At 46.5% G+C, this 24,718-nt stretch carries 27 protein-coding genes and 1 rRNA gene; 3 read left to right on the top strand and 25 right to left on the bottom strand.

The genetic code is table 11. The annotated features are described in order from the left end of the window. Positions 1-127: 127 nt before the first annotated feature. The 3 genes from HMPREF1152_RS04115 to HMPREF1152_RS04105 all read right to left on the bottom strand — a co-directional run bounded on the left by HMPREF1152_RS04115 (position 128) and on the right by HMPREF1152_RS04105 (position 3,106). The gene (locus HMPREF1152_RS04115) at positions 128-1,333 is read right to left on the bottom strand and encodes a pyridoxal phosphate-dependent aminotransferase (RefSeq protein ID WP_009643895.1); all 1,206 of its coding nucleotides are present in this window, start codon (positions 1,331-1,333) and stop codon (positions 128-130) included. A 229-nt stretch (positions 1,334-1,562) separates the two neighbouring features. Then, a complete protein-coding gene (locus tag HMPREF1152_RS04110) occupies positions 1,563-2,204 on the bottom strand; it encodes an amino acid ABC transporter permease (protein ID WP_009643881.1) in 642 nt (213 codons plus the stop codon). An 83-nt stretch (positions 2,205-2,287) separates the two neighbouring features. Beyond that, the gene (locus HMPREF1152_RS04105) at positions 2,288-3,106 is read right to left on the bottom strand and encodes an amino acid ABC transporter substrate-binding protein (RefSeq protein ID WP_009643907.1); all 819 of its coding nucleotides are present in this window, start codon (positions 3,104-3,106) and stop codon (positions 2,288-2,290) included. 309 nt (positions 3,107-3,415) lie between these two features. On the opposite strand from HMPREF1152_RS04105, the gene HMPREF1152_RS04100 reads away from it, so the two are divergent. Beyond that, positions 3,416-4,816, top strand: coding sequence for a sodium-dependent transporter (locus tag HMPREF1152_RS04100; protein ID WP_009643900.1), 1,401 nt, complete (start codon positions 3,416-3,418; stop codon positions 4,814-4,816). Between the two features lie 175 nt (positions 4,817-4,991). Here HMPREF1152_RS04100 and HMPREF1152_RS04095 read toward each other — a convergent pair whose 3' ends face one another. The 4 genes from HMPREF1152_RS04095 to HMPREF1152_RS04080 form a co-directional block, all read right to left on the bottom strand. Further along, the gene (locus HMPREF1152_RS04095; protein ID WP_009643901.1) at positions 4,992-6,491 is read right to left on the bottom strand and encodes a shikimate kinase; all 1,500 of its coding nucleotides are present in this window, start codon (positions 6,489-6,491) and stop codon (positions 4,992-4,994) included. 110 nt (positions 6,492-6,601) lie between these two features. After that, complete coding sequence (gene rpoZ / locus HMPREF1152_RS09965) at positions 6,602-6,958, bottom strand: DNA-directed RNA polymerase subunit omega (RefSeq protein ID WP_009643904.1); 357 nt, start codon at positions 6,956-6,958, stop codon at positions 6,602-6,604. Positions 6,959-6,972: 14 nt separating this feature from the next. Further along, positions 6,973-7,599 carry a guanylate kinase gene (gene gmk, locus HMPREF1152_RS04085; protein ID WP_009643906.1) on the bottom strand — a complete coding sequence of 209 codons (627 nt, stop codon included), beginning with the start codon at positions 7,597-7,599 and terminating at the stop codon, positions 6,973-6,975. A 113-nt stretch (positions 7,600-7,712) separates the two neighbouring features. Next, complete coding sequence (locus tag HMPREF1152_RS04080; RefSeq protein WP_009643911.1) at positions 7,713-8,603, bottom strand: YicC/YloC family endoribonuclease; 891 nt, start codon at positions 8,601-8,603, stop codon at positions 7,713-7,715. Positions 8,604-8,790: 187 nt separating this feature from the next. On the opposite strand from HMPREF1152_RS04080, the gene HMPREF1152_RS04075 reads away from it, so the two are divergent. Further along, a complete protein-coding gene (locus tag HMPREF1152_RS04075) occupies positions 8,791-10,521 on the top strand; it encodes an Rqc2 family fibronectin-binding protein (protein WP_198004077.1) in 1,731 nt (576 codons plus the stop codon). A 9-nt stretch (positions 10,522-10,530) separates the two neighbouring features. Here HMPREF1152_RS04075 and HMPREF1152_RS04070 read toward each other — a convergent pair whose 3' ends face one another. The 14 genes from HMPREF1152_RS04070 to HMPREF1152_RS04005 all read right to left on the bottom strand — a co-directional run bounded on the left by HMPREF1152_RS04070 (position 10,531) and on the right by HMPREF1152_RS04005 (position 21,371). Next, positions 10,531-11,586 carry an RluA family pseudouridine synthase gene (locus tag HMPREF1152_RS04070; protein ID WP_009643884.1) on the bottom strand — a complete coding sequence of 352 codons (1,056 nt, stop codon included), beginning with the start codon at positions 11,584-11,586 and terminating at the stop codon, positions 10,531-10,533. Beyond that, positions 11,573-12,025, bottom strand: a complete 453-nt coding sequence (lspA, locus tag HMPREF1152_RS04065; RefSeq protein WP_039883536.1) for a signal peptidase II — start codon at positions 12,023-12,025, stop codon at positions 11,573-11,575. Before lspA ends, HMPREF1152_RS04070 begins: the two co-directional genes overlap by 14 nt. A 14-nt stretch (positions 12,026-12,039) precedes the next feature. Next, entirely contained in the window at positions 12,040-12,711 is a 672-nt protein-coding gene (locus tag HMPREF1152_RS04060) for a DivIVA domain-containing protein (RefSeq protein WP_009643890.1), read from the bottom strand. A gap of 60 nt (positions 12,712-12,771) precedes the next feature. Continuing rightward, positions 12,772-13,056 carry a YggT family protein gene (locus HMPREF1152_RS04055; RefSeq protein ID WP_009643887.1) on the bottom strand — a complete coding sequence of 95 codons (285 nt, stop codon included), beginning with the start codon at positions 13,054-13,056 and terminating at the stop codon, positions 12,772-12,774. Positions 13,057-13,059: 3 nt separating this feature from the next. Next, complete coding sequence (locus HMPREF1152_RS08985) at positions 13,060-13,596, bottom strand: cell division protein SepF (protein ID WP_009643908.1); 537 nt, start codon at positions 13,594-13,596, stop codon at positions 13,060-13,062. A 114-nt stretch (positions 13,597-13,710) separates the two neighbouring features. Continuing rightward, positions 13,711-14,409 (bottom strand): YggS family pyridoxal phosphate-dependent enzyme, encoded by a 699-nt coding sequence (locus HMPREF1152_RS04045; protein WP_009643899.1) that lies wholly within the window; start codon positions 14,407-14,409, stop codon positions 13,711-13,713. Continuing rightward, the gene (locus HMPREF1152_RS04040; protein WP_009643897.1) at positions 14,409-15,428 is read right to left on the bottom strand and encodes an HlyD family efflux transporter periplasmic adaptor subunit; all 1,020 of its coding nucleotides are present in this window, start codon (positions 15,426-15,428) and stop codon (positions 14,409-14,411) included. The genes HMPREF1152_RS04045 and HMPREF1152_RS04040 overlap by 1 nt, the downstream gene beginning before the upstream one ends. A 265-nt stretch (positions 15,429-15,693) precedes the next feature. Further along, positions 15,694-16,467, bottom strand: coding sequence for a tRNA (guanosine(37)-N1)-methyltransferase TrmD (gene trmD / locus HMPREF1152_RS04035; protein ID WP_083844319.1), 774 nt, complete (start codon positions 16,465-16,467; stop codon positions 15,694-15,696). Then, on the bottom strand, positions 16,457-17,032 hold the full coding sequence (rimM, locus tag HMPREF1152_RS04030; RefSeq protein WP_009643878.1) for a ribosome maturation factor RimM: 576 nt from the start codon (positions 17,030-17,032) through the stop codon (positions 16,457-16,459). Before rimM ends, trmD begins: the two co-directional genes overlap by 11 nt. Positions 17,033-17,145: 113 nt before the next feature. Continuing rightward, positions 17,146-17,379, bottom strand: a complete 234-nt coding sequence (locus HMPREF1152_RS04025; RefSeq protein ID WP_009643898.1) for a KH domain-containing protein — start codon at positions 17,377-17,379, stop codon at positions 17,146-17,148. A 15-nt stretch (positions 17,380-17,394) separates the two neighbouring features. Further along, positions 17,395-17,637, bottom strand: coding sequence for a 30S ribosomal protein S16 (rpsP, locus tag HMPREF1152_RS04020; RefSeq protein ID WP_009643892.1), 243 nt, complete (start codon positions 17,635-17,637; stop codon positions 17,395-17,397). 63 nt (positions 17,638-17,700) lie between these two features. Further along, entirely contained in the window at positions 17,701-19,044 is a 1,344-nt protein-coding gene (gene ffh, locus HMPREF1152_RS04015) for a signal recognition particle protein (RefSeq protein ID WP_009643903.1), read from the bottom strand. A 56-nt stretch (positions 19,045-19,100) separates the two neighbouring features. Next, positions 19,101-19,466: a sigma factor-like helix-turn-helix DNA-binding protein gene (locus HMPREF1152_RS04010; protein ID WP_009643879.1), complete on the bottom strand. Its 366-nt coding sequence runs from the start codon at positions 19,464-19,466 to the stop codon at positions 19,101-19,103. A 408-nt stretch (positions 19,467-19,874) separates the two neighbouring features. Further along, positions 19,875-21,371, bottom strand: coding sequence for an APC family permease (locus HMPREF1152_RS04005; protein ID WP_009643891.1), 1,497 nt, complete (start codon positions 21,369-21,371; stop codon positions 19,875-19,877). 252 nt (positions 21,372-21,623) lie between these two features. Between HMPREF1152_RS04005 and HMPREF1152_RS04000 the strand changes: the two genes are divergently transcribed. After that, the gene (locus tag HMPREF1152_RS04000) at positions 21,624-22,307 is read left to right on the top strand and encodes a TrkA C-terminal domain-containing protein (RefSeq protein WP_009643880.1); all 684 of its coding nucleotides are present in this window, start codon (positions 21,624-21,626) and stop codon (positions 22,305-22,307) included. A 308-nt stretch (positions 22,308-22,615) separates the two neighbouring features. Here the strand turns inward: HMPREF1152_RS04000 and HMPREF1152_RS03995 are convergent, their stop codons facing one another. The 4 genes from HMPREF1152_RS03995 to rrf all read right to left on the bottom strand — a co-directional run. Then, positions 22,616-23,266, bottom strand: a complete 651-nt coding sequence (locus HMPREF1152_RS03995) for an ABC-2 transporter permease (RefSeq protein ID WP_009643876.1) — start codon at positions 23,264-23,266, stop codon at positions 22,616-22,618. Next, positions 23,266-24,024: an ABC transporter ATP-binding protein gene (locus HMPREF1152_RS03990; protein WP_330368094.1), complete on the bottom strand. Its 759-nt coding sequence runs from the start codon at positions 24,022-24,024 to the stop codon at positions 23,266-23,268. Before HMPREF1152_RS03990 ends, HMPREF1152_RS03995 begins: the two co-directional genes overlap by 1 nt. After that, complete coding sequence (locus HMPREF1152_RS03985) at positions 24,002-24,214, bottom strand: AbrB/MazE/SpoVT family DNA-binding domain-containing protein (RefSeq protein WP_009643894.1); 213 nt, start codon at positions 24,212-24,214, stop codon at positions 24,002-24,004. Before HMPREF1152_RS03985 ends, HMPREF1152_RS03990 begins: the two co-directional genes overlap by 23 nt. A gap of 419 nt (positions 24,215-24,633) precedes the next feature. Then, positions 24,634-24,718 (bottom strand): 5S ribosomal RNA (gene rrf, locus HMPREF1152_RS08980); the annotation flags it as partial.

Below are 24,718 nucleotides of genomic sequence, written 5' to 3'. Positions count from 1 at the left end.
CGTTCACGCCAAGTTTCAAATTAAATGCACACTTTTAAGGAGAGAGAGTAAAAGCCGCGTCCTTCGTGTGACGCGGCTTTTAGATGGATTTTATTAAAAATGGATTCCGGGCAGCAAATTTACACGCTTATTCCTGCACGTTCTTTGCCATATATGCCTCCAGGCCTGTGCGAATCAGCTCGCAAGCTCTTTTGATATATTCCTTCTCCAGCACATAAGCGATTCTAATCTCGCTCTTTCCCTTACCCGGTGTAGCGTAGAATCCGCCGGCAGGTGCGAACATCACAGTTTCGTTGTTATCCCGATACTCTGTGAGCAGGAACATCAGGAAGTCTTCGGCGTCATCAATCGGGAGGTCAATCATCATGTAAAAAGCGCCGCCCGGCTTGTGGCAGATAACGTCCGGAATCTGCATGATTTCCTCATATGCTGCATCTCTTCTGCCGCAGTACTCCTTGTTCATCTCCTCATAGTACGAATGAGGCAGCTTGAAGAGTTCTGCCGAACCGATCTGATCGATTGTGGATACGCACAGTCTGGATTGAGCCAGCTTGATGATACCGGTGATATAGTCTTCATTCTTAGATGCCGCAAAGCCTATTCTAGCACCGCAAGCTGAGAATCTCTTGGATACGGAATCGATGACAATCAGTCGATCACTGATTCTATCAATGTTAGCGAAGCTGTGTGGCTTCATACCATCATACACATACTCTCTGTATGCCTCGTCCGCAATGAGCCATAGATCGTGCTCAATCGCAAAGTCTGCAACTGTCTCCATCTCCTCCGGTGTCAGTGCAAGACCTGTCGGGTTGCCGGGATTGATACAGACAATAGCTTTGGTTTTGTCAGAAATCACAGCCTCCAGTCTCTCCTTGCTAGCGTAACGGTATCCCTCTGTCGATGTAGTAGGTATAGGCCTTACAACGCCACCTGTAGTGAGGACAAATGTGCAGTAGTTGCTGTAGAACGGCTCAGCTATCAGCACCTCGTCACCGGGATCCAGTATTGTGGTAAAAGTCATCGTAAGAGCTTCGGATGCACCCATCGTAACTACGATGTCAGTAGGCTTATATTCTATGCCATACTCCCTCCGGTAGTAATCGCAAACCGCCTCCAGAAAGTTGATGTCGCCCTGAGACTGCTGGTATGCAAGAACATCTTCGTCATACGCATTGACTGCCGCTGCAAAACATTCAGGCGTCTTGACATCCGGCTGCCCGATGTTGAGGTGATATATCTTTACCCCTGAGTTCTCGACTTCTGTTGCAATAGGATTGAACTTTCTAATAGGCGAAAACTGCATCGCTTCTGAGTTTCTGCTTAATTTCATACTTGCATTCCCTTTCTGTACAAATAACTAATTATTTTTGAAATTATTTATATTGTACCACAATTACAGTATTCGGTGTATGCATTTACATACAATAATCACTTTTAATTTTATTATCATGTCCATAAAAAACGCGAATGACAACAGCATGCAAAACCGCATAACAGGCATCACCGGCTGCCATCGCGCGAAATACCTTTAACTATAGCTCAATTTGCATTTTCCCAGTCTAGTACTGAGAATACTTAACCTCTGCCCTACCTAATGCTATAGTCATCACGAACGTAAACACCAGGTAGATTCCGGCTGCCAGCACGTACGGAACCAGCGTTCCATCGCGGTTAACCATCCCCTGAGCAACCTTCATCATTTCAGCAAGCGCGATTGTCGATGCGAGCGCCGTGTCCTTGATAAGAGTGATAACCTCGTTCGAAATAGGTGGAATTACGATGCGGAACATCTGCGGAATTACGATTTTAGACAGGGTCCGGCTGTGAGTGAAGCCAAGCGAATACGCCGCTTCATACTGTCCCTTGTCAATGCTGTTAAATCCCCCCCTGTATATCTCCGCGAAGTACGCCGCATAGTTGACGGAAAACGTGAGAATGGCAGTTGGAAATGCAGCCATGCGGATTCCAAGCTGAATCGGGAAGAAGAAATAGAAAAAAAACAGCTGCAGCATCAGAGGCGTGCCTCTAAATATAAATACATATGTCTTGCACAGCCACCTGATAGGTGCAATCCTGCTCTGTTCGCCCAGGCATATAGGCAGCCCAAGCGGCAGCGACAGCACAAGAGTCAGCACGAAAAGTTTGAGCGAAATAATTGCGCCCTGTAACATTAACGGTAAAATCTCTCCGATGTAAGCCATCATAATCTCCTTTAATATAGATAGCCAATGCCGGGCGGCATTGGCTGTTCAGCTCATATCGTAATTAATTGTATATTAGCTGCTTATTTGTCGTATCCTTCGAATACAACCATGTTCTTGCCGAACCACTTCTCACTGATTTTCTGAGCTTCCCCGCTGTCGATTACAGCCTTAAAGGCCTTGTTTACCTCAGCTGTTAGCTTCTTGTCACCCTTGCGGAAGCCCACTGCATAGTAGTCAGCTCCGAAATTGAATGGCGATTCACAAAGTGTATCCTTGTTCTTATTATTATATATTGCGTACACCTCGTCAATTGCTACAGCCTGCACACGACCTGCCTTCATGTCGAGAATAGCCTCGTCATAAGTCTTATACTCAGACACGTTATCCTTGAATTCCTTGTATTTGTCATCCTTCTTGATAGCCTCCAGGGCAGCGGAATCTGCCTGAGTTCCAAGCTTCATATTCTTAAGGTCATCTGCGCTGTTGACCTTTACATTGGGGTCAAGCGACATTATGAGGATTCTGTTCTGCAGATACTTCTTGGATAATGACATACTCTTCTGCCTGTCCGGCGTAGCGGACATACCATTCCACACGCAGTCGATATTCTTAGACTTGAGCTCACCCTCCTTAGCCGACCAGTCGATAGGCCGGAACTTGACCTTGATTCCCATTTCCTTAGTAACCGCCTTAGCCAAGTCAATATCAAAGCCAATCAGCTTGTTATCCTTGTCGCGAAATCCCATAGGGGCAAAAGTATCGTCGAGTCCGACAATGAGCTCGCCCTTGTCCTTTACATACTCCAGATCCGACTTGGAACCGGCTCCGCAGCCTGTGAGTCCGAGCACGGTCATCGCTGTGAGCCCGATAGCAATCACTTTCTTCATCTTGCTGTTCATCTTAATCTCTCCTCTTTAATGCTTCCTCTAAATCATCCGTGTTGCACTTTGCTTCTTTAATTTACCGTAGTAAAGCGCTGATGTGATGATGCAATAGTACCACCGCCTCCTGAACATGTCAATGTCTTTTTATGACTTTTTAAAATTTTATATTAATTTTATTAGAAATAGAATTTTTATATTTTGCGAAGTCTAATTTTGTATTTATATTTATAATTTAAATAAGTTTTTTGTATATGTTGACAAACTATTTTCTATTCTTGTATAATATCATCATTCACGAAGCAAAATTTAATCGGAGGAACAAAAATGCAAAACAAGAAAGCTAAGAGAGAATCTTGGGGCAGCTCACTGGGTTTCATGCTCGCTGCTATAGGTTCTGCCGTTGGACTCGGTAATTTGTGGGGATTCCCGTATAAGCTGGGAATGAATGGAGGCTTTGCCTTCCTGATCCTATACCTGATACTGGCCGTATTTGCCGGATACGTATTAATCATGACCGAGCTGTCCCTGGGCAGAAAGACCAACAGTTCAATCATCCTTGCATATCACGCAATCAGCAAGAAATACACAATCGTCGGATGGTTCGGAGCTCTAGCTCCTTTCTTCATCCTTGGATTCTATTCGTACCTTGGCGGATATTGTCTGAAGTATACAATTGCAAATCTCGGTGACCTCTTTGGCGCAAAATGGGGTGTTAACGGTATGGACGGCCCTAACTATTTTGCACAGCTTTCTTCAGACAGATTACAGTCATCTGTTTTTACAGCAATCTTCCTTGTTCTTACAATAATAATAGTTGCCCGCGGCCTCTCCGAAGGAATCGAGCGCTTCAATAAGATTGCTATGCCGGCACTGTTCTTCATGCTGCTGATAATAATCATCAGAAGTGTCACGCTTCCCGGAGCTTCGGAAGGTATAGCCTTTCTGTTCAAGCCAAACTTCTCCGTATTCAAGGGAACAGGCTGGATAACGGTTCTCGCTGCAGCCGGCGGCCAGGTATTCTTCTCGCTGTCACTAGGTATGGGTATACTGGTTACATACGGTTCTTATATGAAGAAGGATCAGAACATAGAGAGAAGCAGCTTAATAATTCCTGTCGCAGACACCGTCATTGCTCTCATGGCCGGACTTGCTATCATGCCTGCGGTATTTGCAAGCGGACAGAGCCCACAGGGCGGAGTCGGCCTGCTGTACATGACTCTGCAGACCGTATTTAACGGTATGGGCAAGCTGGGTCCAATATTCGGAGTTCTGTTCTACGGACTGGTAGTAATAGCTGCTATAACATCCTCGATGTCAGTACTCGAAGCAATCATCGGTTCATTTATCGATTACGGTATCAGAAAAGGTAAGGGCAACCAGCGCAAAAAGCTCGCTTGGATATTCGGGCTGGTGTGTCTGTGCATGGGACTCCTTGTAGCGTGCGACGGACTTGGCAAATATTTGCCACCTATGTTCGGAAAGTTCATCTGGCTCGATGGCTTCGACCTGCTGGCTGAAGGTCTGCTGATGCCGTTCGGCGCGTTCATCACGACCATCATCTTCGGTTGGGTGCGTCCAAACGTCCTTCCTGAAGAGGTTCATATCGGTTCAGAATTCAAGTCGGAGAAATTCTACAGATTCTGCATCAAGTGGGTTGCACCTATATTCACATTCTTCATACTTATAGGGCAGCTCAACACATTCTTTGGTCTAGGTTTGTTCTAGAGCCCGGGCTATGCTCTGCTCTGTACTCCGGCAGCGCAGGGCTTCAACGACACTGAGTGACAGTTGTCGGCATATAACAAAAACGTAACAGGCGGCTCTCATCTGAGAGTCACCTGCTTTATCTTTGTTATTGATTGTCTGCATTTATTATCAGGTACATTGATAACCGGAAGCTTCATCTATCCCTTTCTGCCTGACCGCTGATGCCTCGCATGTCGCGTTCCACAATCTCATGGATGTGCTGCTTGTATTTCTTGGCTATGCTTCTTGCAAATCTTTTAATATCTCTCATGTACTGCGACTGCTCCGGCTTCATCCGTTGCTTGTCCATCGTCTGTCTGCTTTTACCATCCGGCTGCTTCGCAGCTCCAAACTTATAGCGATTGCGGACCCTAACGTCTGCAACGTCTCTGTATATCTGCCCGCGTTCCTTGTACAGCACATGAACGCCCCGTTTCTGACTGACAGGTCTGTTCTTGGTAGCCAAGAACTTCGCAGGTCGATCTATATAGATGACAACGCTGTTCTCTCGTATAAGCTCTCTGTTTGCTTCGTTCAGTATCGCCCCACCGCCGGTTGCAACTGCCAGATAGTTCCCGGAGCAGATTTCCCTGATTTTATCGTACTCAAGCCCTCGAAAAGACTCAATTCCATCTCTATTGATGATCGAATTTATCGGACGCCCCACATCCTTAGCTATCGCCCTGTCTATATCTATAAATTTTCGCTTAAGCGCATAAGCAACTTGCTTCGTTATCGAGGATTTGCCGCTTCCCGGCATTCCGACAGTCACCAGGTTGAGCTGTTCGCGGAGCAATCTCTCCATCACAGATGCTGCCAGCGAATAATCCGGTTCCATCTCGCGACCCTCCCAGATATCCCTGGCGTAGATGCCCTGCCAGATGAGCATTCCGAGTCCACCAATCGTGGATACCCCTGCAGCTGATGCGTCCTGCAGGAACTTCGTTCTGTGCGGATTGTAGATTAAATCCACCGCCATTTCTGCACTGCTCAGCTTATCCCAAGACATATCAACGCTATCCAGAGGTGACCTGCCATTGTCCGGAAACATGCCAACCGGAGTCGCATTGATAATCACCTCTGCATCATGCCAGTATGAATCCCGATATCCATATATACCGTTACCAGCTCTCTCCGAACTGCGGGATATGCGGCAAATCTCTCGCGCACCGAGCATTTGCATTGCATATGCTGCGGATAACGAAGCTCCTCCCGTTCCGAGTACAGCAACCTTTTTCCCCTCTGCAGAGCCCGGCGCAAAGATCTTCATCAGCCCCAGATAATCTGTGTTATAGCCTTTAAGCCTGCCATCCGGCAGCTTCCTGACCGTGTTGACAGCACCGATTGCCTCAGCCTCTTCAGACAGCTCATCCAGATGCTCAATGATCGCTTCTTTATAAGGATTTGTGATGTTAAAGCCATAGTATCCCGGCATACGCACCACCTCTCCGAGTCTGTCAGCATCTCTGAGCTCGATAAGGTTGTACGCATAGCCCCCAATCAGCCCGTGCAGCCTCTTGGATAAGCTGTGACTGACACTGCCGCCAATTAGCCCGTACTTCTTTTCTTCTATATGAACATCCTGACCGCCGGATTGAGATTGGTTGAGTGCGACAATCAGCTTCATCAGGTCTGTCTCAACACTATTTCCCATATGCAATCTCTCTAAAATATCTCTCCATCGTACCGCCTATAAATCATCTATACACAAAAAATGGAAATCATGACGACTTCCATTTCAACTACCATATTACATCATGCAGCCTATGCGTCCTGCTCTACAGTATCTGAATCGGACACTGCCGCCTCTATCTCTCCATCGACAACCGCTTCTGACTCAAATGCTGCCGAAGGCTCTACATCATCTCCATCAAGTGCAAGCTCAAAGTTATCAAACGAAGCAGTCTCAGCCACCTCCGCAGGTGCATCGACTCTCTTATATTTGATCTTCCCCTCTGCAATCTCATTAGTTGCAAGGCTCACAGGTCTCTCAGCATCAACCTCTGTCAGCACAGGCTTGCCATCTATAATATCTCTGGCTCTCTTGGCAGCTAGCACAACCAGCGTGTATCTGCTGTCAGTTAGCTCGTTAAGCTCGTTAATTGCCGGATATAGCATCATGCTTAATGTACCTCCTATAGTCCCTTCTCATATTCTCTAACGATTGGCATGATCTTGTCCGGCACTCGCCGTCTCTCGGCCATGATTATCGCCTGCAGATCATATACGGCTTCGTCAAGCTCATCGTTGACGATACAGTAATCATATTCGCCAATCAGCTTTATCTCATTGATAGCCTCGTTAAATCTCTTATCGATTACTTCTTCAGTCTCGGTGCCTCGGTTGATAATCCTCCGGCGGAGCGTATCAAGGTCAGGCGGAAGCACAAATACCAGAACTGCCTGCTCCTGCATCTTCTCTTTGACCTGCAGTCCTCCCTGCACATCAATCTCTAGTATGACATCTCTGCCCTTCTCGAGTTGCTTGATCACCATATCCTTAGGTGTACCGTAAATGTTGTCAAACACCCTCGCATATTCAAGCATATCGCCGTTCCTGATCTTTTCTTCGAACTCTTCTACCGTCACAAAATAATAGTCTTTGCCATCTACCTCACCCGGTCTGGGCGCTCTGGTCGTCATCGAAATCGAAAGCGAGATATCTATAGTCTTAAGCAAACGCTTGCAAATAGTACCCTTTCCTGCGCCCGACGGACCCGAGATAACAAAGAGTCTGCCGTCGTTATGGCCGGACCTTCCCATTGCTGTCTCCTGTACTGAATATTCGGCTCATATTATACCATAAAAGCTGAATTCTCTCTAGCAGTATTTATGTTAATCCTTGCAAATCCCGTATCACATGCCGTACAGCCGTACTACTCGATGTTCTGCACCTGCTCGCGGATCTTCTCAATCTCTGCCTTGAGCTCGAGCATTCTCGAGGTGATCTCCATGTCATTTGCCTTGGAGCCTATAGTGTTAGCCTCCCTGTTCATCTCCTGCACCAGGAAGTCGATTTTCTTGCCAACGGCCTCTTCTTCGCTGTTTATAAAGCTCCTCAGCTGGTCGATATGACTGCCGAGCCGTACCAGTTCCTCAGTTATATTAGACTTGTCGGCAAACACCGCAGCCTCAAGCGCAAGTCGCTCCTCGGAGATCTCAACGCTTCCATCCAGCAGCTCATTGATCCTGGTATGCAATCTCTCCTTGTATTCAACCTCTATCTTAGGAGCGCGTTCAGCGATTGCGTTCTTGGTGTTCTCCATAATAGCAGCCCTCTTGAGAATGTCTGCTGCCAGCTTCTCACCCTCAACAGCTCTCATCTCGGAAATGCCGGTGAGCGCTTCACCCAGAGCCGTCATTAGCTCCCTCACAAATTCCTCTTCATCCTCCGCAGCCGGTACCGTCGTAAGCACATCTGTCATGCCTGCAAGCAAGCTCAAGGATATCTGCCCGTCTCCGGACAGGTTGAAGTTCTGACCCAGCTCAGTAAGCGCATCATAGTAACGCTTTGCAGCATCCAGATTCAGATTGACATCTGTTTCACTTTTGCCGAAATTATCGATAGACACCCCTATCTCGATTTTGCCTCGCATCAGCACTTCCTTGGCAGCGGCCTTGATTTTCTCCTCTGCAAAAGAGTACCTCCTGGGCATCTTGACACTGATATCGCAGTATCTGTGATTCACAGCTTTAATCTCTACGGTGATGCTCCTCTGTTCATCGCTGTATATACCTCTGCCATATCCCGTCATACTCTTGACCATGTGTCTACCTCCCTTTCATCTAGCCTACTGATTATATCCTTTATATATTTCAAAGTAAACACAATACCCTGCTACCCTTGAAAAATGCGCATTTGCATGATATGCTATTTATCATCGTGCCGGTGGAAATGCTCGGCACGGAGGGGCGCTGTTATGCATGATAAGCATGCATAAGGCTCCCTAAAGCGTGCATCACGCGAGCACCGGAAAGGAATACGAATTGGCATTTGACGGCATCATCACATCCGCTATGGCCACAGAGCTGGCGAACGATATAACGCTCGGCAAGATCGAGAAGATATATCAGCCCGGCGGTGAGGATTTATTAATACAGATTCACACAAGAGCGGGCAACGTCAAGCTGCTTGCATCGTGCGGCAGCCAGTCTGCGCGCATCTGCCTCACGGAGAGCAAGTACAGCAATCCGATGCAGCCCCCTAATTTCTGTATGCTTCTCAGAAAACACATCCAGAGCGGTCGTATCACCGAGGTCAGACAGAAGGGCGCAGAACGGATTGTAGAGATTGATATCGAGGCACAGACAGAGCTTGGCTTTACAACCTCCAAGCGCCTTATTGTCGAGATTATGGGTAAGCACAGCAACATCGTGCTGGTCGATATAGATACAGGCAAGATCATCGATGCGATTAAGAGAATTTCTATAGACATAAACAGATACAGACAGCTGCTGCCCGGAGTCACCTACGTATACCCGCCTGCTCAGGATAAAACACCTTATAACGAGGCAACGATGGCAGACTTTACCGGCAGCGAGGGGACAGTGCTCAGCGAAAGGCTGATTATGAGCCGTATTTCCGGTATATCTCCGGCAATCGCCAGAGAGCTTATTGCTGCTGTTGATCCTGCGGAAAGACTCAGAGAGATCTCCGAGGCCGCTGTGAGCGGTTCGGCTGCACCGGTCGTGTATTTCAATGACGATGACACACCGCGTGAGTTTCATATCACCGAGCTGTCGGAATATGAAGGGCTGCGAAAACAGACATTTAGCAGCTTGAGCAGCTGCGTTGAGTTCTTTTATCAGCACCGCGCCGGCACCAATATAATCAAACAGAAATCGGTGCCTCTGCACAAGATTGCCAAGTCCGCACTGGACAAGGCGCTTCTTAAGAAAAAGAGACTGTCCGAGGATCTGCTTAGAGCCGAAGATTCAGATAAATACAGGCTGTACGGTGAACTGCTCACCGCGAACCTCCATCTGATAAAGCCCGGTGCTCGCTCTGTCGAGGTAGTAAATTATTACGACGATTCCGATATCACTATTCCGATATCCGAGAAGCTCTCCGGCTCCAAGAACGCGCAGCACTACTTCAAGAAGTATTCAAAGGCGCGCACTGCACTCAAGGAGAAGGCGGTACAGCTCGAAGAGGTCGACTCCGATATCACCTACCTCGAAAGCGTGCTGCAGAGCATTGAGTCTGCAGCTACCGAAAATGAGCTGGAGCAGATCAAGGACGAGTTAATCGAAACCGGGTATATCAGGTTCCGAACTAAGCCCGGCTATAAGCGCAAGCACCGGAAGCAGGTTCCCCCGGAGTTCACCCTTTCCGACGGTCATCACGTTTTTGTCGGCCGTAACAACAAGGAAAATGATCAACTGACGACTAAGACAGCCAGCCGCACAGACGTATGGTTTCACACCAAGGACATTCCCGGCTCCCACGTCATCCTTGTGACAGAAGCCGGCGAGACACTGGACGATATCCCTGCTGAAACAATCTATGAAGCCGCTTCCATCGCTGCTTATCACAGCAAGGGCAAGGACAGCGATAACGTGCCTGTCGATTTTACGCTTATAAAATACGTCAAGAAGCCAAGCGGTGCTAAGCCGGGTATGGTTATCTTTACACACAACGCAACGGTATATGTGAAGCCTCAGCTGCCGAAGGCAGCGAAGTAGTTTGCGAGTTTATAATTCGATCTTATCCAGCACCTCCCGGAAATACTTCGGCACCTCGCTGGAGAACTCCATATACCCGCCGGAACTTGGATGTACGAAGCCCAGCAGCCTAGCGTGCAGGAGCTGCCCTGTCAATCCGAAGGGTTGCTTCTTAGGTCCGTACAACGCGTCGCCAACAAGAGGATGTTTGATTGATGCCATATGGACTCTAATCTGATGAGTTCTGCCGGTCTCCAGCCTAGCGGCTATCAAGGTGTACCTGCCATACCTCTTCAGCACTCTGATATGAGTGACCGCATCCCTCGAACCTGCTCCGTTTACTGCCCTTCTGAGCCTATTGATGTCATCTCGACCGATAGGCGCGTCTATGGTCAGCTTATCCTTCCTGATATTGTCAAAGACCAGCGCTATATACTCTCTAGTCACCGAATGTACCTTGAGCTGCGCTGTGAGCGACTCGTGAGCCTTGTCATTCTTGGCTATCATGAGCAGTCCGCTCGTGTCCTTATCTATCCTGTGCACAATCCCCGGCCGGATTGCCCCGTTTATAGACGACAGCGAATCACCGCAGTGGTACATAATCGCATTGACCAGCGTACCATCGGGATTGCCTGCAGCCGGATGCACAACCATTCCGCGCGGCTTCTCTACCACTATCACGTCATCATCTTCGTAGACTATATCTATCGGGATATTTTCCGGGGCAGCGTCGATTGACTTAGCCTCCGGAATATTGATAGTGATGCTCTCACCTGCCTTGACCTTGTACTTCTTGGCTACCTGCCTGCCGGAGACGCTGACCTGACCGTCCTCGATGAGGTTCTGTGCATAGCTCCTCGAGAGGTCGGTCGCCTCGCCTATGTAGGAATCAAGTCTCTTACCCGCATCGGCTGCTCCCGGGGTAAGAGTCTTGACCTCAGCAATCGGCCCTTCTGCTTGTTGCCGGCCATCAGGTTGCAGCAGGTCATCATCAAGCTCTGCAGCTTCCTCCAAATCCACATTTTCAGCACCCTGCAGCCGCTCGTCACGCTCCGCATTCTCCTGTATGTCCTTAGGCTTTAGCATTTTTTATCTCCCCGAGTATCACCCATAGTATCAGCAATCCGCATCCGACCGTCACGCATATGTCGGCTACATTAAATACGGGAAACCGTCCTATCGAGATCATGTCTGTCACAAACCCGATGACCGTTCTGTCGATGAGATTGCCGATTCCGCCGGACACGATCAGCAGTGCTCCGAGCTCCGCTACTCTCTCATTATTGCGCCTGAGATACACCAGAAATGCTATCCCGGCTAGAATTGTTATGATGGGCAATATTACTGTGATAAGCTGCGAATTCTGGAATAAGCTAAAAGCAGCTCCCCGATTCTGGACGTATGTAATATCCAATACGCCACGGAACACGGGGAGCGTTTCTCCAATCTCCATGCGGCTTCTCACAACGAATTTAGTAATCTGATCTACAATCAGCAGCCCACTCGCTATAATTACCAACATCATTTATCTTCTCTATTCTACTTAAGGATAATAGTGTCGTCGATTGTGCCCTGCTCCTTAGCAAGATTCTTGAGGCTCTCGCTGAGGTCGGAAACTGTAGCCTTGTCAGCCTTCTCCTCTGCCTTGTCCTCGTTCTTCTTGATAACTAAAGTATCCTGAGTTACTGCAGCGTCGTCTCCGCCAAATGCAGTCCTGAGCTCCTTGTCGATGTCAGGAATATCACTTCTGTCCAGATCAGGAAGCAGACCGTACTCGTCATTGTCGAGCTTCTCCATCTCAAGCTTGAGCATTGCAGCGTAGTTGCCTCTGAGTCGCTCAACCTTCTGCTTGAGAACCAGATGCTCGTCGTTGAGCTTCTTAACCGTTGTCTTAGCCTCCAGAAGCATGCTCTCAGCCTCCAGCTCAGCATCTCTCATCATGAGCTCAGCCCTTCTCTCAGCACTTGCCGATATATCTGCCATAAGTCTTTTAGCTGTCTCAAGCGTATCCAGCATAGCTGTGTCGGATTTCTGCGATTCCTCAAGCTGCTTCTCAAGGAACTTAATCTTGTGAGCCATATTTCTGTTATCGTTTAGAACCTTCTCATAGTCAACGATGATAAGATCCAAGAACTCATCGACCTCTCTGGAATTATAGCCCTTCTTGTCACGAGTAAAATCTTTCTTATCGATATCTATTGGCATTATCATAGTATCGCTACCTTCCCTTCTATTCTTTCTTAATCAAATTAATAACATCACGGCTTCCGCCTAAAAAATCATTAGAATTATCCTAATGAGTATTTTCTGAACTATCTCAATGAGGAAAAATGCAATCAACGGCGAAAAGTCGACCATCATGCGGGAATCCCCACCTCTATTGATGAACCTTCTTATAGGATCAACCAGAGGCGCTGTGAGCTGCGTTCCCATCTGATATAGGCCTCTGACGGTTTCGCTTGCTCCCGCAAACCAGCTGAGTATGGCTGTAACCACCAAAAGCATCTGCAGTATCGAGCAGAACCATGAAACAGCCCTGATCAGAATCAGTTCCATCGGTTACCTCCAAGGGCTGCTCTTCTCGCCAATCTGCCCGTTTTCGGCACTCTCGCGATTAACCTTAGCAGCTATATCAACATTAGCAGGTGCAAAGATGAAAATGTTGGATGTGACTCTCTGAACATTTCCATTAAGAGCATAAGTCGCACCGCTGAGGAAGTCAAACATCTTGCGAGCAAGATCGGTCTCAACGTGCTCAAGATTGATGATTACCGGTTTTCTCGATTTTAGGTTGTCAACGAGCTTGGTACACTCATCGAAGTTCTTAGGCTCGATCACCAGCATCTTGAAAGGTCCGGAACCGTTCATCGAATAAGCCTTGTTCTGAGGGCCCTTCGAGATAAGCGGCTCAATCTTGTCATAAGATGCGTCTGATTTGTGGATGCCGGTCTCAGGCCTGGACTGACTCATAGGCGCGGCAGGCTTATCACCGCCTCTCATCTTATTCATCTCTTCAGCAATCTCATCCTCCGAAACCTCAATCTCGTCTTCTGTTTCCATTCCGATTGCCGCTTTAAAGGCATCTTTCAAACCCATGGCTATTTCCTCCATTTACGTCAATTAATATCTATATTATTATATGCCCAATTTTCATTTTTCAATGAAAACTGCGTGAGATTTTCTCACTCCATATCAATTTATTCTACCATATTAACGGTAGTCGCGCTGTCCAAAAATTGAACTTCCCACCCTTACAATCGTAGCACCCTCTTCAATTGCAATCTCAAAGTCTGCGGACATTCCCATCGACAGCGTGTCGATGGGAGCGCGCGCTGTCGGCAGCTCGGAATTCCGTAGCTTATCGTAAATTGATCTCGCCTCTCTGAAATATTTACGAGAATCCTCAGGAGTGTCTCCCCTTGGCGGAATACACATGATACCACGCACCCTGATGTGGTCACAAGTATTGACAATCGAAGCTACGAGTTCAAATACCTCAGCCTTAGCAATTCCCGTCTTGGATTCCTCCTCAGCCAGGTTAATTTCAATCAGGATGTCCATAACCAAATCAGCCGCAGCAGCCCGCTTATCAATCTCCTTGGCCAGCTTGATCGAATCCACCGAATGAATCATCGTCACCTTGTCGATAACCTGCTTGACCTTGTTGGTCTGCAGATGCCCAATCAGGTGCCACCTTTCAGGGTAGATCTCGTCGTATTTGCTTAGCAGCTCCTGTACCTTGTTCTCACCGAAGTCAGTCGCACCGGCGTCGAGAGCCTCCTGCAGCTCTGACGGCACATGCTTTTTAGTTACCGCCAGCAACAATACATCCTCCGCCTTCCTTCCGACGCGCTTGGCAGCTTCATTCTTGCGCTTCAATATCTCCAGATAATTCTCCCTGATACTCATTATTTGCTAACGTCCTTTGCTTTCCTGATGTCGCGTTTGCTCGGCGATTTCACAACTTCATCATACGTGCTTATCGTCTTGACGTAATTACCCTTGCTGTCCATATAGATATCTTCAAACACTGCCGCTTGCTTGCCGTTGTCGGCCTTGATACTGACCGGCTTAAACTGCAGCCTGCCAACCTTGTCCTTGATCACTACGCCCTTATTGCCGTTTTTCTCTACGATGCTCCTCGTCTCTATTACTACTCCATCCGAGCCGGCCGCCGTTATTTTGGCATTCTCCTGTCGTCCCGAAATGAATCTGTCAAAATACTGCCTGGAGCGCAGAACTATCCTGACATTACCGGAGTCTTTCTTGCTCTTTTGCACATCTTCGACAATCGCGTCCATCTTCTTGTCGCCAATTTCGATCTTGACGTTCTGTCCCTTGGCATAATGCTTAGCGACATCCCTATCTGCGTAGAACACATACCACCAGCTGCCATTTTCAATTATCTTAAACACAGGATCGCCCTTTGCAACCTTCCCTTCGCTCAGCTTCTCCGGCTTGGCCTTGCCGAGCTTATCGAGCTTCTTTTCCGTCAGCTTGTGTATATTGCTTTCGTTCAAATATTCCAGACCATCCACATTGTAGCTCACATAGCCCGGGTGCTCTGCGTTGCCGTTAACGGTATTTACAACCCGATCCTTATCCATTTTCTTGATAATCGCCGCAAAATCCTTGTTGCCCTTGTCCGCACCTTCGCCGGAGAGCTTAATCACGTTGGTTGTACCCTTTATCAGCTCCCCTTCGTTCACGGAGTGCTTTACGGTTCCGGCCTTACCTGCCGTGTATACAGTCTCATTTCTGACCATATAGCCATCTGCGTCATCCTGCACTTCAACGCTGCCGTACTTAGCAACGTAGGACCTGTCAAAAAGGCCTGCCACCGGCGGCAACACATACACGATTACCATGACGGCAAACAGTGCTATCACATATATAACTCCCCAAAATACGGCCTTTTTCTTCATCATGCACACCTCTACGGAATGATTCTACACGAAACAACGTATTATAACAATATTTTATAATGTTTCTAATCAGTGCATCCGCAGCGGCGCTCTTTACTCTTACGCTCAACGTTACTGCAATGTCTGCACCGGTGTCGGCGCATAAGCGCTTTATACCTTTGCATTGGTTGCATTCGACAAAGACAGACAGTTCTTCCCCGGAGCCGGTACAGCAGCGTTTTATAATTTATACAACCGGTTCAGCAGCGATGCATCTTAGCAATTATTGCTATTTGAGTGGAGGATTAATCTCAGTCTGACATTCGTCTATTATCGATTTGATGAGAAGGCGTTCCTTCTTGGGATAAGCCTTCTCGTCTGCTCGGAATTTCCGGACGAAGGCTGCCCATAGCTCCGGTCTTCGCTCCCTGGTCAGTCTCATAGACTGTTCAAATCTCCAGAGCTCAATCTTCCGATGGTCTCCGCTGAGCAATACATCCGGCACATCGCCCTCGGCCGTCGACCTCGGTCTGGTGTACTGTGGATACTCCAGCAGGCCGGAATATATCGATTCCTCCATCACTGACTCATCGGACGCCAATACACCCGGCACGAATCTCGCTACAGTATCAATCAACACCATAGCGGGCAGCTCTCCGCCGGTCAGCACATAGTCTCCGATAGAGATCTCCTCGGCGGAGAGCTCGGCGAGGGCGCGCTCATCCACGCCCTCATAATGACCGCACAGGATCGTGAGCTCGCCCTCGCCTGCAAGCTCCGCAGCCAGCTGCTGCGAGAGCTTGCGCCCGCGCGGCGACATGTAGATAGTTCTGCCTGCGAACTCATTCTGCCTGTAGCAGGTGATAATAGGCTGAACCTGCATAAGCATGCCCGCGCCGCCGCCAAAAGGCGTGTCGTCGACGCGACAATGCTTATCTTCAGTATAATCCCTAATATTTACAATATTCAGCTCGATAATTCCATTATCGGCAGCTCTTCCCAGCATGCTGGCTTTAATCGGCTCAAACATTTCCGGAAACAGCGTCATAATATTAATCTTCATCTATCAGTCCCGGAATAACAGCAATCTCAATAACTCCATCCTCAAGCGACACAGTCTTGACAAATGCGTCCACATAAGGAATCAGCACCTTGCCTCCGTTTCCTCGCTCTATTTCAAGTAAGCTCTGCGAAGTGTTGTCAATGATATCACTCACGGTTCCAATCGCAGCTCCGCTATCACAATCGCGAGCTTCAAGCCCGATCAGGTCTCGATAATAATAATGTCCATCTTCAAGCTCTGCCAGCTCACTCTCCGGTATGTACAGCTCCGCTCCGGTCAGCTTCTCAGCAGCAGTCCTGTCCTGAACTCCGCTGAACTTGACAACAGGCTTGCCCTTCTGATAACGAACAGCCTCAACCTCAATTTCTGCAGAGTGTCTCACTCCATATACCGAATTATCATCAGCGCCTGCACTGAATCTGTCGGCATCTATCAGAAGCACCGCGCCCTCATACAGGTTCTCGGAATCGTCCGCATAGAGCAATACCCTTACCTCGCCCTTGAGGCCAACCGCAGCACCAAGCTTGCCTATATTTACCATAGTCCTGTCATTTGCAAGAGACATAAGTACCTCCGTACGCCGCACTGAACACACACTTCACATTTATAGTTCTTTATTATAGAAATAAGCATGCGTGAACCACGCATGCCTTGATAATGATAATTGTCCGAGTCGCGCTACTCTTCAACGATATCAACAGTGACTCTCTTGTTCTGCTTGATAGCAGCTGCCTTGACAACAGTTCTAATCGCCTTGGCAATACGTCCCTGTTTGCCAATGATCTTACCCATGTCTTCCTTAGCGACACTGAGCTTAATCACTATTTCGTTGCCATGATCCTCTTCGGTCACAACAACATCGGCAGGCCTTGATACTAACGCTTTGGCAATTGATTCAACTAAGCCGGCCATCATCTACTTCCTTCCTTACTTCAAGCAACCCGACTTCTTGAGCAGAGCTCTAACAGTGTCGGTAGGCTGTGCGCCGTTAGCAAGCCACTTCTGTGCAGCCTCGTTATCAATCTTGATCTCAGCCGGATCCTTTAGAGGGTCGTAAGTACCGATCTCTTCGATAAATCTTCCGTTTCTTGGAGTTCTGGAATCGGCAACTACAACTCTGTAGAAAGGCTTCTTGTGAGCTCCCATTCTCTTCAATCTGATCTTAACCATTTGTTCCTCCTGATTATCTTATAAAATATAATTTTATGCTCAACAAAATAAATTTGTTTTAAGCTAACCCATTAGTCCTCTAAAAAGTCTATTTTTCTTGAGTGCCTTAGGATTATTAAACTGCTTAATCATCGCTTTCATCTGATCAAATTGCTTAATCAGCTGATTGATGCTCTGTACCGTCTGACCGCTGCCGGCAGCGATACGCTTTCTTCTGCTGGCATTGAGAATATTAGGGTTCTCGCGCTCTTCGTTAGTCATCGATTGGATGATTGCCTTCATCCTATCCAGATCCTTCTTGCCTTTTTCAAAATCTATCTGCTTCTTGTCAGCCGCCGAAATACCGGGAATCATATCGATAAGCTTAGCGATTCCGCCCATCCTGTTGATCTGTCCCATCTGGTTGAGGAAGTCGTTGAGGTCGAATTGATTCTTCCTGAACTTTTCCTCCATCCTGGCAGCTTCCTCTTCAGAATACGCGTTTTCAGCCTGCTCGATAAGGCTCATCACATCGCCCATCCCCAGGATTCTGGAAGCGATTCTATCCGGATGAAATGGCTCGAGAGCGTTATACTTCTCGCCGGTACCCATGAACTTGATTGGCTTGCCCGTAACCATCTTGGTCGAGAGCGCAGCACCTCCACGGGAGTCACCATCCATCTTGGTCATGATGATTCCATCAATTCCAAGTGTCTCATTGAAACCGGCTGCGATATTTACCGCATCCTGACCTGTGAGAGCGTCCACCGCAAGCAGGATCTCATGCGGCCTGATACCCTTTTTAAGCTGAACAAGCTCATCCATAAGGGCTTCATCTATCTGCAGACGTCCTGCTGTATCGACAATCAGTACATTACAGCCCTTGCGCTTCGCCTCTTCGACAGCAGCTTTTGCGATGGCAAGCGGTTCATTCGACTCCCTCATCGTAAACACGGGAGTATTGACCGCCTTGCCCACTACCTCCAGCTGGTCGATAGCTGCCGGCCTATATACATCGCACGCGCACAGCATAGGCTTCTTACCGTTCTGCTTGAGCCACGCTGCCAGCTTTCCGCAGGTTGTAGTCTTGCCGGTTCCCTGAAGACCGACCATCATATATACTGTAAATCCGCTTGGCGAATATGTGAGCTTGCTGTTCGCACCACCCATCATGTCCACGAGCTCTTCCTTCACGATCTTGAGCACTTGCTGCCCGGGAGTCAGGCTCTTGAGCACATCCGCACCCATAGCCTTGTCCTTGATTGTAGCGACGAATTGCTTTACTACCTTAAAGTTAACATCGGCCTCAAGCAGCGCGAGCTTAACCTCGCGCATCGCCGCATCGATATCCTTCTCGCTTACAACGCCCTTGCCTCGCAGATTACGAAATGTCTCTTGTAGCTTTTCCGATAGTCCTTCGAATGCCATCTCTTCCGTATCTCTCCATCTCGCTGCTCATCCGCGGATTAGCAGCCATCTCTATCTTATAAATCCAAAGCCTTATGCAAAATCTCGTTCATTCTCGCAAGCGCACCGTGCAGCTCAGCATCATCATCTATCGACTGCATCTTCTCCACCAGCGAATCAGCTTCTGCTACCAGCTCATTGTTGTTCTTCCACACCGCAACAAGCCCGAGCGCATCTTCGTAGTTCTCAAGTATGCCCTCCGCCTTCTTGAGCGTATAATGCACCCCCTGCCTAGTCATCCCGAGCTCCTCGGCAATCTCCGTCAGAGACAGATTGTCCTCATGGTACAAATCCATAATCTCTCTTTTGCTGTCATCGAGCAGACCACCGTAGAAGTCATACATCAAGCTTGTATATTCAACATTGCTTATACTTTCTTTCATACCGTAAGACTATACCATAACAAAAAGAGGGTGTCAAGCATTCCTCTTGACACCCTCTAAAGCACTTATTCCACTACTCAATTGGAGATCATCTCCGACAAATTACTATCTGTACACCGGACCTTCCTCCGTATCTTGAAGTGTATACGCTAATTCTAATCTGTTACTAAACCTTTGGTCTATCCTCCACAGTCATAAGCTTTAACCTATTCCGAAATCTTACCTAAACCTTCGGTCTACCCTCCACAGTTATAAGTATCAACATATCTCGAAATCCATTACATAATCATTGGACCATCCTCCAAAACTCTTCTCTTTCTTATCGCCTATATTATACAACAGTTTATATTTTTTTGCACTATATATTAAAAATTTTTATTGGTTTCATGCTCATTTCATGTTCGCTCTTTACGAAACTCGCACATCGCTTGCAGTTCTAACTGTCTTGTGCTCTCTCATAGCTTCCAGGTCCTCCGCCGAATACTCTACAGCAATATCAAGGTGCTTTCCGAATTGCTCTCCGTACTTCTTCTTGTTTATCGCAAAGAACACAGCCCCCATCAGAGCCCAACCTCCGGCCATCAGCCACTCCTGCGTTACCAGCGTACTTCCCGAACCGGGAATCAGGTACATCGAAACCATTCCACCAGACAGCACGGCTGCCATAATTCCTACGAATTTGTAATGTTTTACTCTATATGGTCTTGGCATCTCAGGAGCCTTTTTCCTCAAGATCAGGAACGAAATCGATACCATGCAGTATGCCAGGCAGCAGCCCAAGTTTCCTGCGTCGCATATCCACACCAACATCTGCCTACCGGCAAGCGGCGCGAGCATCGAGATAACTCCGATAAGCAAAAGTGCATTTACAGGAGTCTTAAACCTTGGATGCAGCTTCGCAAAAGCCTTTGGAATCATATTGGAATCCGCCATCGAGTACATCGCACGGCTTCCGCCTATCATAAACGAGTTCCAGCTCGTAACGATTCCGCAAAGCCCGCCGATGATAACCACATCGGCCATTGCCTTGGTTCCATATGCTTTAGCCATCGCATCCGCTGTTACCAGCCCTGCACCCTTCATCGATGCACTGATCTCCGAAGGATTCATCAGGTATCCAACCGCAATTATAACCAGCGCGTAGAACGCTACCGCCATAATTATCGACATGATCAGTATCTTGCCTATCTTTTTGAGCGACCCCTGAATCTCCTCCGCTGCCTGAGGAATTACGTCGAATCCTATGAAGAAGAAAGGTGTCATAACCGCTACGTGCATCACGTGGCTGATGGCCGACTGATTTCCTCTTCCCGCAAAAAGCTGTGGCATCAGGTTGCCTATATCTCCGCGTACTGTCGACGTTACGATGAGCAGAACGCCTACGCTAAATATTATAGCCGTCAAAATAGTCTGCACTATCGCAGCCGTCTTGGCACCGAGTATGTTGATAAACGTCATAAGCGCAGCCGTAGCAACCGCAAGGGCAAGCCAAGATGCATAGATGTCAAACCCGGCAACCGTATACAGATATCCCTTCAGGAACCTTGGAAATATATACGACACGATCGTCGGAAACGCGCAAGCCTCGAAGCACACAACTCCGACGTAACCGAGGATAATCCCCCAGGTACATATGAATGAACCAACCGCTCCCATGGCCTTGTAACTAAATACATGTTCGCCTCCACACTGCGGCATCGCTGCAGTCAGCTCAGCATATGTGAGACCGACAAAGAATATCATAATTCCACCAAGTGCAAACCCGATTGCCGCGCCAAGCACTCCGCCTCTGTGAATCCAATCACCGGTCGAAATGACCCAGCCCCAGCCAATCATAGCTCCAAATGCAATTACCAATATATCTTTCGAAGATAACACCTTATCGAACTCAGATTTTTTGGTCATTACTGACACATCCTTTCAAATACTTCAATATCTGCATTAATCGCAATATATAATTTCCTTTTCCAATTGAGATTCTCATTCAAAATCGAATCCCTGATTCGCCACTATGTACGAGTGACTATATTTAATGCCAACACTATTGTATCTCAATGTTGGCACTTTGTCAAAGAAAAATTATTCCCACCCGCTTATGATGCTATTTGTGCCCTAAGATGTTATAATCATAGGCGATAATTTACGAGGAGGTTCTTCATGTCTACAATCGAAGATACAAGGTTATATGAATCAAGATATCAGCAGATTGCTGTCGAAATGGCTGAAAAAATCGCTGAAGGCTGGTACGAGGTCGGAGATCGAATTACTTCCAGATCCACCATCGCCACCACTTTTCATGTATCCCCTGAAACAGCTCGCAAAGCAATGCAAGTTCTCGTAGATATGGGAATTGTCACTGTAAAACAGGGCAGCGGCACATATGTTGCTTCTCGCGAAAAGGCACAACTGTATTTTGAGAGATTTCACGATTCGATATCCATTGCACAGACAAGAGAACAGATTGTCGATGCCATAGCTACTCAGAGGCGCAATCTTGAGAACCTTGCAAAGCTTCTTGATGATTTGATAGCACGCAATGCAAGAGATCACAACACATCATATCTCAAGCCGCACGATATGAAGATTGATTCTAACTGCAACTTTATCGGTAAATCAATCGGTGAACTCAACATATGGCAACAGACCGGCGCAACTATTGTGGCAATAAAGCGAGGAGAAGAGACAACAATATCACCTGGCCCATACGAAAGAGTCAAGGATGGCGATGTGCTTCTATTTGTAGGGAACGACTTATCCAGGCAAAAGATGCTCAACCTGTTCAATTCGCCTGATCCAAATCCGGCATTGCTGTCTGAACAAAGCAACATAACTAAGTTCTAATATTGCCTAAAACGATTAAGAAAAGCTCTATAGCTGCTTAATTTCTACTTCTGCATACGGCGATGCCGGTAGTCAAAACTGAAAGGATAATAGAGGCGATGGCGAGAGTGTGAGCAAATACACTTATCGTCAATCACCAAGATTGATTCTCTCAAGCCAATCGCCTCATTGTAATCCGTGTTTTGGGTTCAACACGACACCCTTGCACACTTCAATCACACAACCTTTTACGATTTCGGATTTATCTGCATAACCGTACCTTTGTCCTGTTTTCATCAATAAAGAACTATTAACTAATGTACTAAGCTTTACAAATCAATTTCTTCAAAATTCTTCATCGCTCTTCGATATGATAACAATGTACATAACACAAACATGATGATGCCAATTGCCAATATGGCAACCTGTAATACGTTTAAATCGGAAGGCTCATTCAAACTTTCTAAACCGGGAAGATAATGCAGCACCTCACCCACGGTTATTACAATAAAATTTACTAAGCAGAATAGTATAAAAGGTTTCCCGATCTTGTAAGCTGTTTTAAAAAAGCCTGCGAGAAAAATACTGTTAAATGACGCAAATACAATCATCATATATCCAAGATAAGCTGCATTTGCATTCATCAATTGATTTGTAACATAAGGAGCGGCATTTCCCAAGAATTTCATCCTAATAATCGTTAGCAATGCACATAAAATAAAAGACATCAATTCGATAAACAGAACAAATAGATATTTAGCTGTAACTACGTCTTGTTTCTTAACCGGCAGCATAACCGTATATGTAATATCATCGTATTCACGAATCTGCTGGTAAGTATGAAAAATGCCAAGACAGATAAAAAAAGAACCGACAAGAATGGGATATCTTGGAATCATTGTCATAACCGAAAAGGCAATAAAACAATAGCTCAAAGGATTTGCTGATAACTTCATTTCCTTATAAAGAAGTTTTTTCATCACAGATTCACCTCTTCTCTTTCGATATACACCATAATATCTTCAAGTGTTGGTGCACCACCTATTTCCCTTGTATAATAACGGATAAACTCTTCTTTTTTCGTAGATAAAAGCAATTCTCCATTTTTGATGTAGGTGATAGTATCCGCACATTTTTCTAAATCGCTGGTAATATGTGTAGAAAACAAGATCGCTACACCTTTTTCGGCAAGTTGTCGAAAAATTTCATTCATTTCATCTCTGGATACCGGATCAAGTCCACTCGTCGGCTCATCCAAGATTAAAAGCCTTGCATGATGAGAAAGAGCCAATGTTAGGTAGAATTTTACCTTCATCCCCTCAGAAAGCTCTATGATCTTCTTGTTTTCGTCAAGCTTAAATGCAGCAAGGTAGTGATTATATGCCTCATTGTCCCAATTTTCATAGAAAATACGCGTAATGGCTACAATATCCTTTAACTTTTTTCTTTTATAATAATTGATCCCACCTACTGCATAACCAATCTGCTGTTTAATCTTATCCTCATTGTGCAGATAATCCATTCCAAGAATGTGAACACTGCCTGCTTCGGGATGTACAAGGTTCAAGATAGATTTTAGTGCCGTAGTTTTGCCTGCACCGTTTCTGCCTATGAACCCCATAACTTCACCCGCCTCAATATGAAAGTTGATAGGGTTTAGTTCAAAAGCCGGATAAATTTTCGTCAGATCATTTACCTCGAGAATATATTCCATATCATTCATCCTCTTTTTCTTCAAAAGCTACTTCCATCAAGTGTGCAAATGCTCCTTTTGGCGGTATAGCAATACCTCTTTTTTCATCACCGAGAAGCAGAATGGTATCACCGGGTTTAATATTAAATATTTCCCGTGCCTGTTTCGGTATTACTATCTGACCTTTTTCACCAACTGTAGCTGTCCAAGCATATTTACCTTTTGGTGTTTTCACGATAATCGGCCTCCCTTTAATACGACTTATACGACTAATATAACTTATATGATTTGTATGATTTGTATGATTTATTATACTATAAAATCTCAAAAAAACAAGTATTGCTGATGTATCATATTCTCATAATAGCTTTTCAAATTGGTTATAAAAATAGACACCTCATATTTGAAGCACCTAGATTTACTAATATTCGATTTATATTTGAAGTGTATTTTTAAGCTCCACCTTTCAAGGGTAAACATCGTACAAAAGCTCAAAAGCTCATTTATGCGTGGTAATCCGGTAGTAATGTATTGGTTCTATCCTATACAGGTTATATTTACATCGATTCCGATGTTTATGCGCATGCAGTTTTTATATCGCATCCGGTGTCTGTGCGCATAATCGAGACTTTCTGATATTTTTTGGCACAAAAAAACCGGCGACGTCCTAATTTCCCAGGCAGCTTCCCACCAAGTATCTTCAGCGCTAAAGAGCTTAACTTCTGTGTTCGGGATGGGA

The organism is Mogibacterium sp. CM50, assembly GCF_000293155.1.
In the GTDB taxonomy this organism is placed as follows: Bacteria; Bacillota; Clostridia; order Peptostreptococcales; family Anaerovoracaceae; genus Mogibacterium; species Mogibacterium timidum.
Note: the sequence above shows the minus strand (reverse complement) of the source record. Positions and strands in the feature narration are given on the sequence as shown.